Raw genomic sequence first — 16,929 nt, forward strand, 5'->3', positions numbered from 1 at the left:
GGAAGCGGCCCTGCGGGGCCGCTTCCGGTTCGCTATTTTATTTCCGAGCCTTGCCGCATGTTGCGCAGCACCGTCCAGGTCGAGTCGTCGCGGATCGCGCCGCTGCGTTTCATGTTCCAGATCGTGCGGGCGATGTATTTTTCGATGTCGCGCTGGAGGCGCTTGTAAAGCGGGCATTTGGTGTAGTTCTCGTTGTCGAGCAGTACGTCGCGGATCGAACGCAGCGAGTTGGTGTAGTTCGCCATCTCGTTCTTGAGCGCCACGCCCTGCTTCTTCGAAGCCGTGATCTTGGCGATCGACATCGCCCGCAACTTCTCGCACACGGAGTTCAGCAGGATCATCACCACGTTGTCCATCAGCGTGTGCCCGTGCATGAACAGGTAGGCGTTCTCGGGTGTCAGGCCGCGGCCCTTGAGCTGCTCCTCGAACTCCTTCATCGGCTCGATCATCTTCGGGTTGCGCCTGCGGAGCATCTCCTCGCGTTTGGCCACGTTGCGCCGGAGCCATTCGAGCGTTTTTTCGCCGTTGTCCGCCAGGTCGAGGTAGCCGATGCGCACCGCTGACTTGAAGTCGATGAGCGGAAAGACGTTCTCCGAGGAGAGCTGCGCTGAGTAGGCGTACCAGAGGAACAGCGGGTAGATCGTGCAGGAATATTCATGCATGAAACGCACGAAATCGAAGATGCGGGTGTCGTTTTTGGTGGCCTTGACGCAGATGTTGTGCAGCGAGGGGGCGTAGCAGAGGAAGTTCTCGGTGGCGTAGGCGTAGGTGTGGAACATGTAGCGGGCGTTGTTGACCTCGCGCGACTGCTCCGTACGGTCGGCGAACAGGAAGTCGAAATCCGAGTCGACGCACAGGATCAGTTCGTCCGACGAGCGGGGGATCATGCCCATCAGCACCTTCTTGCCCTTGGGCAGGTCGGCGCGGTTGGGAACCGAGATTTCGAAACGCATGTAGGGGTTCTGGAAGTGGTCGAAGATGCCGCGCCAGAAAGCCACGTCCTCGTAGCCTTCGACATAAACCCTCACGAGCCGCTGGTCGGGGTTGGCCGGCAGCGGTTTGGGCAGCTCTTCGAGCGTGGCCGGGCGCGTGAACGGGTTTAATTTGCGCAGTTTTTCGCGGAACTTTTTCGCCATACGCTAACAAAGGTAATATTTTATTATTTTTGCACAAAATAAGACGTCCTAAAAGGACGTTCGATTCCTACTATTCGAACAATATGGCAGACAACGATTGGAAAGCGAGGCTCGGGATGGTCTACTCGACCAACCCCGATTTTCAATATGACACCGGCACGGCCCAAGGGCCCGTGACATTGCCCCCGGCGCAGCAGGATCTGCGCGTGTGGCTCGACCGCAAGCAACGCGGGGGCAAGGTCGTGACGCTCGTCAGGGGTTTCGTCGGGAGCGACGCCGACCTGCACGAACTGGCACGTCTGCTCAAGACCCGATGCGGCGTCGGCGGCGCAGCCAAGGACGGGGAGATCATCATCCAGGGCGACCACCGCGACCGCGTTGTGGAGATCCTCGCCAAGGGCGGCTACCGCTGTAAAAAAGCCGGCTCCTGAGATGCGCAGGCTGCTGTATACCGTACTGTTCCTGTGCGCCCTGGGCGTCGCGCCGAAAGCCGGTGCCCAGTATTATACGTGGGGTTCCGATCCCGCGGGACTGAAGTGGAGCACGATCCGCACGCCCGACGTGCGGATGATCTATCCCGATACCGTGTCGGGCGTGGCACGCCGCACGCTGTTCTACATCCGCACCGTGCAGCCCGACATCTCGTACGGGTTCCGCCACGGCCCCATGCGCATCCCCTTCGTCATGCACCCCGAGAATTTCCAGTCGAACGGGCTGGTGATGTACCTGCCCAAGCGTGTGGAGTTCCTCACTTCGCCGGCCATCGACGGCTATTCCATGCCGTGGTACAAACAGCTCGTGGCGCACGAATACCGCCATGCGGTGCAGTATAACAACCTGAATCGCGGCGTGATACGCGCCCTGAGCTACATCCTCGGGCAGCAGGGCTCGACTATCGGCCTGTTGTGCATGCCGATATGGGCGATGGAGGGCGATGCCGTGATGTCGGAAACCGCCATGTCGTCGTTCGGCCGCGGGTTGCAGCCTTCGTTCTCGATGGGCTACCGTGCCATGGGACGCGTGGGGCGCGATTACAAGGGGCGCCGCGACCGCCGCAACATCGACAAGTGGTTCTGCGGATCCTACCGCGACTATATCCCCGACCATTACGAACTGGGATACCAGATATGTTCTTATGCCTATGCGCGTTACGACGAGAACGTGTGGGACAGGGTGGCGTGGTTCGGTTCGCGCAACCCCTACATGCTGGCCACCACCCGCATCGCGCTCGAAAAATATTACGGCACGAACGTCCGTGAGCTTTTCCGCGAGACCTTCGACGCGTTGGAACGTCATTGGGATTCGCTGCCCCGAACCGGGGACAGCGCCGCGCCGCTCGTACCCATGCCCGAGGGAAACTACACGACCTACCAGTGGCCGCTGCCGCTCAGCGATACGACGGTGTTGGTGCTCAAGACCGATTACGACCGTCCGTCGCGTTTCGTACGGCTCGACACCCGTACCGGTGCCGAGGAGCCGGTGTGCTATACGGGCCTGGTTTCGACCCGCCCCGCGATGTCCGGCGGGCGCGTATGGTGGACGGAGTACCGCCGTTCGAAGCTCTTCGAGCAGCGGGTCAACTCGCAGCTTTGCTACATGGATCTGGAGCGGGGGACGGCACGTACTTTCGCCGGGCGGCGCAATGCGCTCTATCCGACGCCGGCACCCGGGGAACTGGCCTGGGTCGAGTATAATCCCGACGGGACTTACTGGGTCGTGGTGCAGCGCGACGGGCAGCCCGAGCGGCGTTTCGGCACGCCCCGCCATGCCGAGATACACGGGCTGGCGTGGGACGACGTGACGCTGGCCTACTATGTCATCGTGACCGACGACGCGGGCATGTGGCTCGGACGCATCGACGACGAAGGAGTGTCCCCCGTCACTCAAGGGGCTTATATCACGCTGAGCAACCTCAGGGCGGGCGGCGGGAAGCTCTATTACGGCTCGATCTCATCGGGCAGGGACGAAGCCCACTGCTACGACCTTATGGCCCGCCGCGAATACCGCATCACCACGTCGGCCTTCGGTTCGTTTTCCCCTGCGCCGTGGCACGATGCCGCGGACGGAGGACGGGTGTTGCTGACCACGTATGACCGCAGGGGGTACCGCGTCGCCGCACAGCGGGTCGCTGACAGTGTGCTGATCCCGGTCGCCCCCTCGAAGCTGCCTCTCAACGTCGTGAACCCCGAACGCAAGCGCTGGGACGTCGTGAACCTCGACACGGTGCGGTTCACCGGAGCCGATTCGCTGCGCCAGTGCGGCACGTTCCGCGCCAGGCGCTACCGCAAGGTGCCCAACCTGGTGAACGTACACAGCTGGATGCCCGTGGCGTTCAATCCCTTCGATGCCGTGGACGAGCATAATATCAACCTCAATCTGGGCGTTACGCTCCTGTCGCAGAACCTGCTGTCGAATACCGAGGCCTATGCCTCCTACGGCTGGAACCGCAACGAGGGTTCGCTCTTCAACCTCGGGGTACGTTACTTCGGGCTGGGCGTGCACCTCGATCTGGATACGTCGTACGGCGGCAACCAGCTCTTCTATTCGCTGGTGTCGTACGATCCGAAGACGGGCGACCCCATTTACCAGAAGCGTCCCAGTCCCGACAAATACTACTCCATAGGGCTCTCTGCGACGCTGCCGCTCTATTTCCAGCGGGGGTATCACACCCGCCAGCTGTCGGTGTCTGCCGGCTGGAACTATTCGAACGGCATGGTCGCCAACCTCGACAAGATCGAATGGGACGGCGGGCAGATCACCAATATCCAGCGCATCGGTTTCCGCGAGGGGCTGCACAAACTCTCGTTCGGGCTCGGCTATTCCGACCAGGTGCGCATGGCGCACCGCGACTTTGCGCCCCGGTGGGGCTATACGCTCAGCACGCTGTATACGTTCAATCCCGCGAACGTGCATTTCAGCGACCTGATCTCGTTCTTCGGGCAGGCTTACCTGCCGGGCCTGGCCGCCCACAACTCGCTGAAAGTGGCGGCCACTTACCAGACTTCGGTCGGCGGCTACAAGTTCCCGGCGGGCTATGCGCCCCTGAGCTACAAGTCGACGCGGCTCATCCCGCGCGGCTTCTCGTCGGCCGACATCGTGTCGAACAATTATACGGCCGTGTCGCTTGATTACCAGTTGCCGGTGTGGTATCCCGAGGGCGGCATCGGGTCGGTGCTCTATTTCAAGCGTATCCGGCTCAACGCAGGCGGCGACTACGCACAGTTCCGCCGCCCTGCGGGCAAAGGCATGGATTGGCGGCGGATATGGTCGGTCGGCGGCGACATCGTGTTCGACATCAATGCTTTCCGCCAGCCTGCATCGGCGACGTCGACCTTCAAACTGTCGGTGTACCATCCCAGCAGCGGGGGCGTTTGGTGGGCCGCGGCCGTGGGGCTGCCGTTCTGATTGTAATAAATTTTGTATCTTTAGCGCAAATTTCAGGCCTATGGCACAAAGGAAAAAGGCGGGCATCAGCCCGAAAACGATAAAATGGATATGGGGGGTGGTCTTCGCACCCTTTGCGTTGCTGTCGGTCATGTTGCTGCTGACGGCCCTGGGGCTGTTCGGGCGTATGCCTTCGTTCGAAGAGCTGGAGAACCCGCGCAGCAACCTGGCCACCGAAATCTACTCCGAGGACGGCAAGGTGATCGGTTCCTTCTTCGTGCAGAACCGTTCTTATGTGCAGTACGAAGACCTTTTTCCGGCCGATTCGGCATTCCACATCCGGCTCGACGGGCATGACGTGCCGCCGATCGTCGCGGCGCTGATCGCAACCGAAGACGCCCGTTTCCGCACCCATTCGGGGATCGACATCCCTTCGCTGGCACGTGTGGCGGTGAAAACCGTACTGTTGCAGAATACGTCGCAGGGCGGCGGTTCGACCATTACGCAGCAGTTGGCCAAGAACCTTTTCCCGCGCGACACGGTGCGCAACCGGGGGCGTATCGTCCGTTCGTCGAAGCTCGTCGTGTCGAAACTCAAGGAGTGGATCACGGCGCTGAAACTCGAATACAACTATACGAAGGAGGAGATCGCCGCCATGTACCTCAATACGGTCGAATACGGTTCGAACGCCTATGGCATCAAGTCGGCGGCGCAGACCTTCTTCAACAAGGAGCCGCACGAACTGAACGTGCAGGAGGCGGCCGTGCTGGTGGGGGTGGTGAACGCCCCGACGCGCTATTCGCCCGTGCGCAACCCCGAGAATGCCCTCGCACGGCGGAACCTGGTGCTTTCGCGCATGGAGGATGCCGGGGCGCTGACACGCAGGGAGCGCGACTCGATCAGCGCCCTGCCGATTGTGCTCAACTACAAGCCCGTGTCGCATAACGAGGGCACGGCGACCTATTTCCGCGAGATGCTGCGCCTTGTGATGAACGCCGAGCGCCCCAAGCGCAACCAGTTCTACACCGAATGGGATTACGACCAGGCCGTGAAGGAGTACGAGGAGAACCCGCTCTACGGCTGGTGCCGCAAAAACCGCAAGGCCGACGGTACGCCCTACAACATCTACCGCGACGGGCTGAAGATCTATACGACGGTCAACTCGACGATGCAGAAATATGCCGAACAAGCCGTGCAGAAGCAGATGCAGAGCGTGATCCAGCCCCGTATGGACGCGCAGTACCGCAATACGAAGACCCTCTTCATCGACGCGACGCGCGAGGAGAGGGAGCGGATCATGCGGCATGCCATCCGTTATTCGGATCGCTACCGCGAGATGGAGGATGCCGGGGCGAGCGCGAAGCAGATCATGGCGGCGTTCGACAAGCCCTGTTCGATGAAGGTCTTCACGTACCGGGGCGAGCGCGACACGCTGATGACCCCGCGCGATTCGATCCTGCACCACAAACGGATCATGCGCGCGTCGTTCGTGGCGCTCGATCCCCGCACGGGGTATGTCAAGGCGTATGTCGGCGGCCCCAACTTCCGCTATTTCAAGTACGACATGGCCAAGCAGGGCAAGCGGCAGATCGGATCGACCATCAAACCCTTCGTCTATACGTTCGCCATCGACCACCTGGGGCTGACGCCCTGCACGATGGTGCCGAACCTGCCCGTGACGATCGAGACGGCCAACGGTACGGCCTGGTCGCCCAAGGAAGCGGGCAAGGTCGAGTACGACGGCGTGATGCACCCGCTGCGCTGGGGGCTCGCCCGCAGCCGCAACAACTATTCGGCGTGGATCATGAAGCAGGCCAAGCAGCCCGCCGCCGTGGCCGACTTTATCCATAACATGGGCATACGCAGCTTTATCGACCCCGTGCCGGCACTCTGCCTCGGTTCCTCGGAGTCGAACGTCTTCGAGCTGGTGAGCGCCTTCTCGACTTTCGCCAACGAGGGCGTGCATACCGATCCCATCTTCGTGACGCGCATCGAGGACAGGCAGGGCAACGTCATCGCCAACTTCATCCCCCAGTCGCAGGATGCCGTGAGCGAGCGCACGGCCTATACGATGCTGACGATGTTGCAGGACGTGGTCAACTCGGGTACGGCCGGGCGGCTGAAATGGCAGTTCGGCCTCAACGACATGGAGATCGGCGGCAAGACGGGCACTTCGAACAAGAACCGCGACGCATGGTTCATGTGCGTGGCGCCCAAACTGGTGGCCGGCGCATGGGTCGGCGGCGAAGACCAGGCAGTGCATTTCGTGGCGGGCGGCGAGGGCAGCGTGATGGCGCTGCCGATCGTGGGCGACTTCATGAAACGGGTCTATGACGACGGGCGCCTCGGCGTGAGCCGTGCCGATCAGTTCATCCGCCCGGCGATGATGCCGCGCTACGACTGCGACGAGGAGGTCGACCCCGACGAACGCCCTACGGAGCCCGGGATCGCTGAAGACGACAATTTCTTCGATTGATATGGATCCGGCCGGCCGTTGTGCCGGCCGATTTTTTTGCGGTTCGGCCCGAAATCGCTATATTTGCCCCCGGAGCTTCCGTGTACGGTTTGTCCGAGCGGGAACGATGGTCATTTTTTAACGATATGAAGATGAAAATTGCGATTGTGGGCGCCAGCGGGGCTGTGGGCCAGGAATTTTTGAAAATTTTGGAGGAACGCGACCTGGGGATCGACTCCCTGTTGCTGTTCGGTTCGGAACGCAGTGCGGGACGGACGTATAAATTCCGTGGGGAAGATATTACCGTCAGGCTGTTGCAGCACAACGACGATTTCAAGGGGGTGGATTTCGCCCTGACGTCGGCCGGCGCCGGGACATCGCGCGAGTTTGCGGAGACGATCACCCGGCACGGGGCCATTATGATCGACAATTCGAGCGCCTTCCGCATGGATGCCGACGTGCCCCTGGTGGTGCCCGAGGTCAATCCGGAAGATGCGAAGGACGCCCCGCGCCGCATTATCGCCAACCCCAACTGCACGACGATCCAGATGGTCGTGGCGCTGAAGGCGATCGAGGATCTTTCGCACATCCGCCGTGTACACGTTTCGACCTACCAGTCGGCCAGCGGGGCGGGTGCCGCGGCGATGGACGAACTGGTCGCGCAGTATGCCGAGCTGGGGGCCGGCAAGCAGCCGACGGTCGGTAAGTTCGCATTCCAGCTGGCCTATAATGTAATCCCCCATATCGACGTGTTCACCGATAACGACTACACGAAGGAGGAGATGAAGATGTTTCACGAGACACGTAAGATCATGCATTCGGACATCGCCGTGTCGGCGACATGCGTGCGCGTGCCGGTGATGCGTGCCCACTCGGAGAGCATATGGCTCGAGACGGAGCGTCCCGTGTCGGTCGCCGAAGCCCGCGAGGCTTTCTCCAGGGCGCAGGGTGTGGTGTTGATGGACGACCCGGCGGGCAAGGTTTACCCGATGCCGCTGTTTATCGCCGGCAAGGATCCGGTATACGTGGGGCGTATCCGGAAAGACCTGACCTGCGAGAGAGGCCTGACGTTCTGGTGCGTCAGCGACCAGATCAAGAAAGGGGCGGCGCTCAATGCCGTGCAGATATTGGAGACGCTGGTCTGACGGCCGGGAATTTAAAAAACAGGAAAAGGGGGAGGCTGCGGGTCTCCCTTTTTTTTATATCTTTGTTCCCGACGTAAAGTTCGTGCCTTATGGAATCCAAGTTTTCAGCCCGTCTTGCAGAGTTGCCCGGCCCGGTGTGGGTGTTGGGGGCTTATGTCGTTTCCCGGCTGGGGGAGTGGGCGTTCGGTCTGCTCATGCAGCTCGTTTCGGGCTCGTGGCGGCTGGGCGGCGGCACGGCTTTGCTTTCCCTGATCACTGCGGCCGGTGTGGCGCTGCCCGTCTGCGTGCTGTGGGGCTTGGCCGGCCGGAGCCCCTACGGGTTGTCGCTCGCCCGCTGGTATGCCGGGCTGCGTGTGGTGTTGCATTTCGTTGCGCTGCTCATGCTGCTCTTTGCCGGATACGACCCGCATCTGTACGGAGATACCGAAATGTTTATCCGGGGCATTGCCCGGAATGTCGTATGGGGCGCCCTGTGGTTCCTCTTCCTGCTTTATCTGGAGCGCTCCCGTGCGCTGGATGCCGCGATGTCCGGGGAGCGCCGCAACCTGCCCCTGTGGTGCGTTGCCCTGATGGTCGTGGTGTTGGCGATGACGATGTAGGGTATGCTGCCGGAGCCCTTGGCTCGGGCGTGCGCGCTTTATTCTGCCTGCAATCGGAGAAGGCCCGTTGCCGGGTCTTCGTATGGCACATTTTGGGCCTGAAGTTAGCGAATTAGAATTTTTTGTCGTAATTTAGAGTCGCAACAGTCCCGAAAAAGAGGTGCTGAAGTTGTATTTTCCGAATATATTCTATATATTTGTGATACATACTGACTAACACGGAAAGTGTAAGTTTATTCTCGAGTGGTAAATCTTGCAAATTAATACTGAGAAGAGAATAAGCCAGCATTTCTCCGCGTCTTATCCGTTTACGGATATAGGCGTGGGACTGTTGCTTATTTTATTCTCGAGGTTTTGCAAGAACCTTCCCACTCTGAAATATAGCTACAGCACCACGCTTTCCTTTTTTTAATTTTACTTGTATTGCTTAGTCCCCGGGTGCGGGGGACTGCGGCTGCCATGTCCCGTCATAAAGAGTGTGATTGCCTAACCCTTTTAATCTTAGTTATATATATGAAAAACTGTTTCAAAACTGTCTTGGCCGCTGTGGCCGTGCTTGTTTCGCTGGGCGCCTCGGCCCAGGACGATCCTTCGAAGGAGACTGTCATCATCAATCCCTTTACGCACACCTCCGCTGTCAGCCAGGCAGCCTGTGACAACATCCGCGCGGCCGTCCTGTCGGGTTTTGCCGACCGCGGCCGTTTCCACATCGTCGACGCACTGACCGACGGTACGCTGTCGAAGCTCTATGCCGACCGTAACGTCGAGGACGTGGTGAACGATGCCAACTGGAAGACCGAAAGCGAAGCCGCCTACAAGGCGTTGGGTGCCAGGAAGGTTGTCATCGGACAGGCCAACAACGTTTCGTTCTCGCAGTTCAAGTCGGATATCGACGGCAAGATGTACAACAAGGCCGAGGTGACCTATTCGCTGAAGGTATATAACATTGCCGACGGCGCCATGATCGGTTCGGAAGACCTCTCGGTTTCGGGTATCGACGCCGATTCGAAGGACGGTGCATTCAACGACGCGATGAAAGACCTCCGCAAGGGCATGGTCGGGTTCGTGGACAAGCATTTCAAGTTCGAGACCTATATCCTCGAGCTGGGCGAGGCTGACAAGAAGGGCCGTGTCAAGGAGCTCTATATCTCGGGCGGTACGGAGATGGGCGTTGCCAAAAAGACCCGTTTCAAGGTGTTCCTGGAGCGTAAGATCGGCCCGAAGGTAACCAAGTCGGAGATCGGCACCATCGTGGCTGTCGAGGTGATGGAAGGCGTTACCAAATGCCAGGTCGCTTCGGGCGAGGACGCCATCAAGGAGAAATTCAACAACGGCGACAAACTGGTCGTCATCCTCGACAAGCAGGGGACGGCGGCAGGCGGTTTCCTCAAAGGGCTCGTCGGTGCATAAATTTACCGCATATAATTCTTTTGGAAACGATCTCCGGGGTGTCGCTGATGGTACCCCGGGGATTTTATCCGTTCAAACTTAAAATATTTATCAGATGTTTAGGAAGTCCGTATTGTCAGTCATCGTTGTTCTCTTGTCGGCGCTTTTTCCCGCCTCCGCACAGAATTATACGACCGATGCCATCCTGAAACGCACGACCGGAAAGATCGCTACGCTGGAATGTTCGGGGATCGCCCGTACGAAGAAGGAGGCGATCGAGATGGCTAAGAAATCGGTGATCTACACTTATTTATATAACGGTATAGACGGCCTGAACGACAACAAACCCCTGTTGGGCAGCAAACCCTCGGCCGGGGCGGCCCAGTATGTCGGACAGTTGCTCGGGACGACCCGTTATGCCAACTACATCCGCAGCTGCACCATCGCCGACAAGACCAACAAGACCGTCGCCAAGGACATCCAGGTCTTTGCGACGATCGACCTCTACACCGAATCGCTCGAGCGCGACCTGGTCAACAACGGTATCATCGGGCGCAATGCCGCCGATATAGCGCTCTCCGAAACCCAGGAGATGATCGCCATGCCGACGGTGATGGTCGTGCCTTTCCGCAAGAGCGGCCAGTCCTACGAAGAGGCCATCCGCGACAATTCGGATATGCGCATGGCCATTTCGAAGGTCAACGAAGGTTTCATCAAGCAGGGCGTGGAGACCAAAGACCTGCTGACGTCGCTCAATAACGCCAATACCTATCAGGTGCGCATGGGCGACGGCATGTCGCTCGACGATGCGATCCTCATCAACTCGGGTGCCGACGTCTCGGTGAGCGTCGATATCAACCAGGATGTGAACGACGGCGGGGTGCGCGTGTCGCTGACCCTGCAGGCGATCGAGATCGCCACGGGCAATACGCTGGCCACCAAATCCGAAATTTCGGGGCGCAAACGCACGACGGCCGACGTGCTGTGCGGCGTGATGGCGCAGGCGATGGTCGGCGACTTCATGAAGCAGATATCCACACGCATGGCGACCAAGATTTCGACCGGGCAGAGCGTGGCCGTGCGCTTTACGATCGACCCCGGATCGGCCATCAACATGGATACCGAGATCAACAACATCATGCCGTTGTCGGACATCCTCGTTTCGTGGGTGAAGCGCCATGCCAAGAACGGCAAGTACCATACGCAGGGCCGCACGAGCACGCTGCTGGCCTTCAGCGATATTTTTGTGGACAACTCCATGGAGGACGGTATGCAGTCGGACGTCAATGATTTCGCGCTGGCGCTCTACCAGTACCTCAAGGGGCTGAACCTCTCCGTGTCGCGTACGATCACGGGTAATTCCATCGACGTAATCATCTACTAAACAACAGACCATGAATCTGCTTCGTAAACTATCGTTCTCGCTGGCGTTCGTGCTGGCCGCGCTGTCGCTCCGGGCCCAGGCCGTAATCGACCTCTCGGCCTATATCGACGATGAGACGGCCGCGCAGCTGGGCGACAACAATGCCGCGGCCCTCAAAAACAAGATCAGCAAGATCATCACCCGCAACGGCATGGCCGATGCTGCGGGGCTTTTCGTCGTCACGCCGACGCTTACGATCACCGACGACGGGGCGGTCGATACGGGGATGACCACGCTGCACGTGCTGCGTGCCGACCTGACCCTGTCGGTCAAAAACCTTTTCGAAGATACTGTTTTCGGAAGCCAGACCATATCGCTCCAGGCCAACGGCAAAAGCATGGAAGCCTGTATGCGGTCGCTGATCAACAAGGTGAACGTCAACGACGCGCGTTTCGCCAAGCTGATCGGTGACGTGCAGCAGGGCATCGCCGACTATTATACGCGCCAGATGCCGAAGATACTCGCCAAGGTCAACTCGCTCGTCGCCCGTGAGGAGTACGAGGATGCGATGGCGGCGCTGGCCGTGATTCCCGAGAGTGTCGACGAATACGAGGCGGTCGAGGAGCTCAAGGTGCAGGTCTACGACAAACTGCTCGCCGGCGAGGTGACCCGTGCTGTTGCCCAGGCCGATATTCTGGTGCGCCAGGGCGATATCGACGGGGCGCTGGAGTTGTGCCGTGCATGCAACCCCGTGAGCCCGAACTACGGCGAGGTGATCCGGTTCCTCAACCGCCTCGATGCGCAGGCTGCGGCGGCCGAAGCCGCGGCGATGGAGCAGGAGTTGCGGAAAATGGATGCCGAGGCAATGCGCGCGCGGACGCAGCAGGAGGCTGCCGTCGAGGCGCAGAGCCTCAAGGCCGAGCGTGCCGAGTCCTCTGCCAAGAAGGGCAAGTCGCTGGGCGAATGGCTCTTCGGACTCTGATCGAACGATTGTCTGATTAATCTGGAAGTACGATGAAAACCTGTCCTGTCTGCGGAAATAGAATGGAGGATTCGCAGCACCTATGCCCGGATTGCGGCGCCGACTACGTCGAGGCCGTCGTCAACGATATTGCCTCCGGTGCGGGGGCGGATTCCCGGCTGATGCTCGCGAGCCTCGAAGAGGGGCTTGCCGGGCTGGATGCCGTGCCGCTGCCCGCCCTGGGCGATACGGCCCGTAAGATGCTCCCTGCGCTGTGCGCTGCGGCGCTGGTATTTTGCCTGCTCGCCGGGGTCGCTACGGGCGCCAATATCTTCTACCTGCTGGCCGCCGTCGCGCTGGTGCCGCTGGTCGTGTCGCTGCTTGCCCGTATGCAGGGGAAACTGCGGTTGAGTTCCGGCGAAGTGGTCGTAAGGGCCGCCGCGCGGGTCTTTGCCGAGGATGCTGCTTCCGTGCGGGAGAGGTTTGCCGGAGATGCCGAGGTGCTGGCCCGGCTCGATGCCATGCAGCTGCGGCTGGATGACGCCCTTGCACGGCAGGCGTCGGCGCATGCGCAAAACCGCCGCAAGGTGACGGTCATTGCGGCCGTCGTGCTGATTTGCTGCTCTGCGGGTGCCGGGGCATTGGCCGTGCGCAACCATGCGGCCCGCGAGGCCCAGGCCGCCTATGCGGCGCAGCCCGAGTGGGTCAGGTTGCGCGACAGCTACGCCGACGCGGCCGGCGACGACGAATATGCGGGCAAAGACCTGCGGATCGCCGTCGTGCGTGCCATGCTCGCCGACGGGCAGGGCGCTGCGGCCGAGGATTTTTTCTTCGCCCATTGCCAGGGCAAGGTCGGGGATGCCGATTGCGCCATGCTGATCGCCGGCCATTATAAGGCGAAGAAGGATGCTGTTGCGCTCGACGCCTTTGCCGGCAAAGTGTCGCTGCGCTACGATTCCGATACGCAAAAGGTTAAATCCCTAACGAAGTGACCCGATGAAGCGTTTATTATCTATTTCGCTGCTTTTGGCGGCACTCTGCATCTCGACGGCGGCTTTTGCCCAGAAGGACAAGGTCGTCGAGGCGAGCAGCAAACGGAAGCCGGCATGGATCGGCAGTTCCGACCGGTCGCATTTTGCGGTGACGGAAGTGGGGGAGACCCTTGCCGCCGCCTCGGGGAAATGCATGGCCTCGATCCGGCAGTATATCGTCAATGCCGTGGCCGTGAATGTCTCGTCCGTCGAGAAGATGGCGACGCGCCAGATCACGCGCGACCAGCTGGTCACGGCGATGAGCGACTATTCGTCGGCGCTGATGACCGAGGCCGGGCAGCTGCCCTACCTGAACAACATCACCCTCTCGAACGCCGAGGCGGTCTACTGGGAGCGGATATACAGCAAGAAGACCAAGACCTACCGCTATGAATATTCGGTGCTGTACCCCTTCCCGGAGCAGACACGGCGGCAGCTGATCGAGGCTTTCGTGGCCATCGACGACGCCAAGCAGGCCGAGTATGAACGGCTGCGGCGCGAACTGGGCACGATTACGGACATAGACCGTATCCAGCTGGCGGTAAACGAGCTGGACGGGTTGTACGACTATTTCTTCGACGCCACCCGCAAGGGCGATGTCGAGACCCTGCGGCGCAATTACCGGGCACTGTACCATGCCGTGTCGATCGAGGTGGAGTCCGAGGCGCCGGGCGAGTGCGTCTATTCCCTGCGGCTCGACGGCCGTCCGGCCACGACCGCCGTGCAGCCGCGCCTGAAAAGCGAATCGGTGCTGGAGATGGCCGTCAAGCCCTATGGCGACGGCCGCTACCTGCTCTCCTATGATCCGCAGTACGCTTCGCCGACCGATATCAACAAGATCGAAGTGCTCTACCTGTTCGGCGGTGCGCGCGTGTCGCAGACGATCTTTTTCAATCCGGCCGGGGACGCCGTTTCAGTCCGGCCCAAGGGCACGCTCAGGATCGAACAGTCCGGCGGGGTGATCCGCGGGACGATGCAGCTGCGCGTAAGCGGGACGGCGGCCGAGGTGCGGCGGATCGTGCTGTTCAACCCGGCCGACGGGGCCCGGATCGTGGCTGAAAGGATCGAACCCTCGCAGCTCGCCGGGGGCGATTGCAGCGTAACGTTCGAGGCGCAAGGCTCGATAAGCCCCGCAACCGACGGGGTGGACGTCCTCAGGGGAAGCATCGGATTCGGGAATCCCGCCGACGGGAAGGCCTCCGAAGCCGATTTTACATTGCACTATAAACTTACAACCAAATAATCCGAAAGATGAAAAGAACCCTTATTGGAGCTATCGCTCTCCTGCTCGCTGCCGGCGCCGTGTCGTGCAGTTCGTCGAAAAAGGCCTCCGGGCCCGCTGCCCCTGCGGGCATGGTCGAAGAGGCTATTCCGCTCAGCGGCGCACAGTACCGCAGCAATGCCGAATATTACCGTGCCGTGCAGAACGGCGTGAGCACCGAGCGCAGTACGGCGCAGAAGATCGCCATGCAGAATTGCCGCCAGGATCTTGCCGCGGCCATCCAGGCCGATGTGAAGCTCGTCATCGAGAACTATGTGAAGAACCAGGATACGGGCGTTTCCGCCGAGCACAAGTCGCAGTATCAGGAACTGGCTTACACGGCCGTCGGCCAGCAGTTGCGCGACGTGCAGGTCGTCGAGGAGAAGATGTTCCGCCAGGACAACGGCTCGTTCCGTTACTATGTCTGCATGCAGCTTCCCAAGGCTGCCCTGGAGGCAGCCATCGAGGATGCGATCGCCAAGGATGCCAAACTCAACCTGGAATTCGACCGCGCCCAGTTCAAAAAGATCTTCGAGGAGCAGATGGCTGCTTTCTCGCAGCAGTAGCCCTGTTGGCCGGCACCATGTCCAATCGAGAGACGGCGCTCCCCTCGTCCGAGGGAAGCCGCCGTCTTTTACCCGTAACCGCTCCGCCTATGAAACGCTATCTGACCCTGTTGCTGTCGCTGCTTTTCGTGCTTCCCCTGCCGGCGCAGTCCCGCCGGGAGGCGTTGCTGGAATACCAGGCGCGCCGCAGGCAGGCCTATACCGAATTCCGGGACAACTACCGCAAGGCGTGCGCCGACTTCATGCGCAAGCGCTGGGAGGCTTTCCGCGCCGAGGCTCCGGTACCTGTGCCCGAACGCCGGGAACCCGACATCCCCGTTATGAAACACCCGGATGCGCCCTCTGTGCCGACGCAGGACAGGATGCCTTACGACAAGGTGGTCGACCTGCCCGAGCCGGCTCCGGAGATGCCCGATGCGCCCGGAATTGCGGAAACACCTGTGCTTCCCGGCAAACCCGCCGCGGGAAAGGGGGACGGGGATAACGGTGTGCAGCAGGGGCGGAAACCCGCCGCGGGGACGGACGACGCGGCTCCGGCGGTGGACGTTTCGCGTCCCTTCAAGTTCACGTTCTACGGCACGGGCTGTTCCGTATCGCTGGCTGCGAAACACCGCTTCAACCTCGCCTCGGTGCAGGAGAACAGCGTGGCCAATGCCTGGGAAGGCGTTTCGCGAGGTTCATACGATGCCGTGGCGGCGGAGTGCGTGGCGCTGAAAAAGGCGCTGGGGCTCAACGACTGGGGCTATTACGACCTTGTGCGGACACTCGCCGACGGATTCTGCGGCCCCAAAACGAACGAATCGGTCGTCCTGCAATCGTTCCTGATGGCCGAGGCGGGCTATAAAGTGCGCATGGCGCGCGGCGACGGCCGGCTGTTTCTGTTGCTGGCCACCGACGGGCAGGTCTATGCCCGTCCCTATTTCAATATCGACGGCCAGGTATTTTATATCCTGGACGATGTCCCGCGGGCCGCGTCGTACAATATCTGCAATTTCACGATCCCCGGGGAGCGGCCTTTGTCGCTGGCGATGCCCGCGCCGCCCCTCTTCGCGCAGAAACCCGCGGCGCCCGCCGTCCGCAATTTCGACGGCGTGGTTTCGACGACGGTGACGGTAAACCGCAACCTGATGGATTTCTATACGAATTATCCGCCCTGCCACTGGAGCATCTACGCGGCCACGGCGCTTACCGCCCCGGTGCGCGGGCAACTCTATCCCCCGCTGCGCGCCGCAGTGGCCGGGAAGGGCGAACGCGAGGCGGCGGAACTGCTGCTGCACTACCTGCACAGGGCCTTCCCCTACAAGACCGACGAAGCGCAGTTCGGCGTCGAGCGGACACTCTTCGCCGAGGAGATGTACTACTATCCGTACAGCGACTGCGAAGACCGTTCGATCCTCTTTGCGCGGCTGGTCAAGGATCTGCTGGGGCTGGATGTCGTGCTGCTCTATTATCCGGCGCATATCGCCACGGCGGTATGCTTCAAAGGCGAGGTGAAGGGCGACTACATGCAGCTCGGCAACAAACGCTATGTAATCTGCGATGCGACCTATATCGATGCCGGCGTGGGCGAGGCGATGCCCGACCTGAAGCGTACGCCGGCCCAAGTCGTCCGGATTGATTAACCCTTTAAAACCGATTC

At 60.6% G+C, this 16,929-nt stretch carries 13 protein-coding genes; 12 read left to right on the forward strand and 1 reads right to left on the reverse strand.

Annotation, left to right across the window (positions count from 1 at the left end):
* Positions 1 to 32: 32 nt before the first annotated feature.
* Entirely contained in the window at positions 33 to 1,136 is a 1,104-nt protein-coding gene (locus NQ559_RS09310; protein ID WP_018694662.1) for a DUF4435 domain-containing protein, read from the reverse strand.
* Positions 1,137 to 1,219: 83 nt separating this feature from the next.
* Between NQ559_RS09310 and NQ559_RS09315 the strand changes: the two genes are divergently transcribed.
* The 12 genes from NQ559_RS09315 to NQ559_RS09370 all read left to right on the forward strand — a co-directional run bounded on the left by NQ559_RS09315 (position 1,220) and on the right by NQ559_RS09370 (position 16,912).
* The gene (locus NQ559_RS09315; protein WP_018694663.1) at positions 1,220 to 1,567 is read left to right on the forward strand and encodes a translation initiation factor; all 348 of its coding nucleotides are present in this window, start codon (positions 1,220 to 1,222) and stop codon (positions 1,565 to 1,567) included.
* 1 nt (position 1,568) lies between these two features.
* A complete protein-coding gene (locus tag NQ559_RS09320) occupies positions 1,569 to 4,541 on the forward strand; it encodes a DUF2268 domain-containing putative Zn-dependent protease (protein WP_018694664.1) in 2,973 nt (990 codons plus the stop codon).
* A 40-nt stretch (positions 4,542 to 4,581) separates the two neighbouring features.
* Positions 4,582 to 6,996, forward strand: coding sequence for a transglycosylase domain-containing protein (locus tag NQ559_RS09325; protein WP_018694665.1), 2,415 nt, complete (start codon positions 4,582 to 4,584; stop codon positions 6,994 to 6,996).
* A 131-nt stretch (positions 6,997 to 7,127) separates the two neighbouring features.
* Positions 7,128 to 8,120: an aspartate-semialdehyde dehydrogenase gene (locus tag NQ559_RS09330; RefSeq protein ID WP_026318157.1), complete on the forward strand. Its 993-nt coding sequence runs from the start codon at positions 7,128 to 7,130 to the stop codon at positions 8,118 to 8,120.
* A gap of 89 nt (positions 8,121 to 8,209) precedes the next feature.
* Complete coding sequence (locus NQ559_RS09335; protein WP_018694667.1) at positions 8,210 to 8,719, forward strand: hypothetical protein; 510 nt, start codon at positions 8,210 to 8,212, stop codon at positions 8,717 to 8,719.
* Positions 8,720 to 9,232: 513 nt separating this feature from the next.
* Entirely contained in the window at positions 9,233 to 10,129 is an 897-nt protein-coding gene (locus tag NQ559_RS09340) for a hypothetical protein (protein ID WP_154653981.1), read from the forward strand.
* A gap of 94 nt (positions 10,130 to 10,223) precedes the next feature.
* On the forward strand, positions 10,224 to 11,492 hold the full coding sequence (locus NQ559_RS09345) for a DUF6175 family protein (RefSeq protein WP_154653982.1): 1,269 nt from the start codon (positions 10,224 to 10,226) through the stop codon (positions 11,490 to 11,492).
* 10 nt (positions 11,493 to 11,502) lie between these two features.
* Complete coding sequence (locus NQ559_RS09350) at positions 11,503 to 12,453, forward strand: hypothetical protein (protein ID WP_018694671.1); 951 nt, start codon at positions 11,503 to 11,505, stop codon at positions 12,451 to 12,453.
* 32 nt (positions 12,454 to 12,485) lie between these two features.
* Positions 12,486 to 13,424 (forward strand): hypothetical protein, encoded by a 939-nt coding sequence (locus tag NQ559_RS09355; protein WP_154653983.1) that lies wholly within the window; start codon positions 12,486 to 12,488, stop codon positions 13,422 to 13,424.
* Between the two features lie 4 nt (positions 13,425 to 13,428).
* Positions 13,429 to 14,706: a hypothetical protein gene (locus tag NQ559_RS09360; protein WP_018694673.1), complete on the forward strand. Its 1,278-nt coding sequence runs from the start codon at positions 13,429 to 13,431 to the stop codon at positions 14,704 to 14,706.
* A gap of 8 nt (positions 14,707 to 14,714) precedes the next feature.
* Positions 14,715 to 15,290 (forward strand): hypothetical protein, encoded by a 576-nt coding sequence (locus NQ559_RS09365; RefSeq protein ID WP_130065212.1) that lies wholly within the window; start codon positions 14,715 to 14,717, stop codon positions 15,288 to 15,290.
* A gap of 89 nt (positions 15,291 to 15,379) precedes the next feature.
* Complete coding sequence (locus NQ559_RS09370; protein WP_018694675.1) at positions 15,380 to 16,912, forward strand: hypothetical protein; 1,533 nt, start codon at positions 15,380 to 15,382, stop codon at positions 16,910 to 16,912.
* Positions 16,913 to 16,929 lie beyond the last annotated feature (17 nt).

The organism is Alistipes onderdonkii (genome assembly GCF_025145285.1).
Taxonomy (GTDB): Bacteria; Bacteroidota; Bacteroidia; order Bacteroidales; family Rikenellaceae; genus Alistipes; species Alistipes onderdonkii.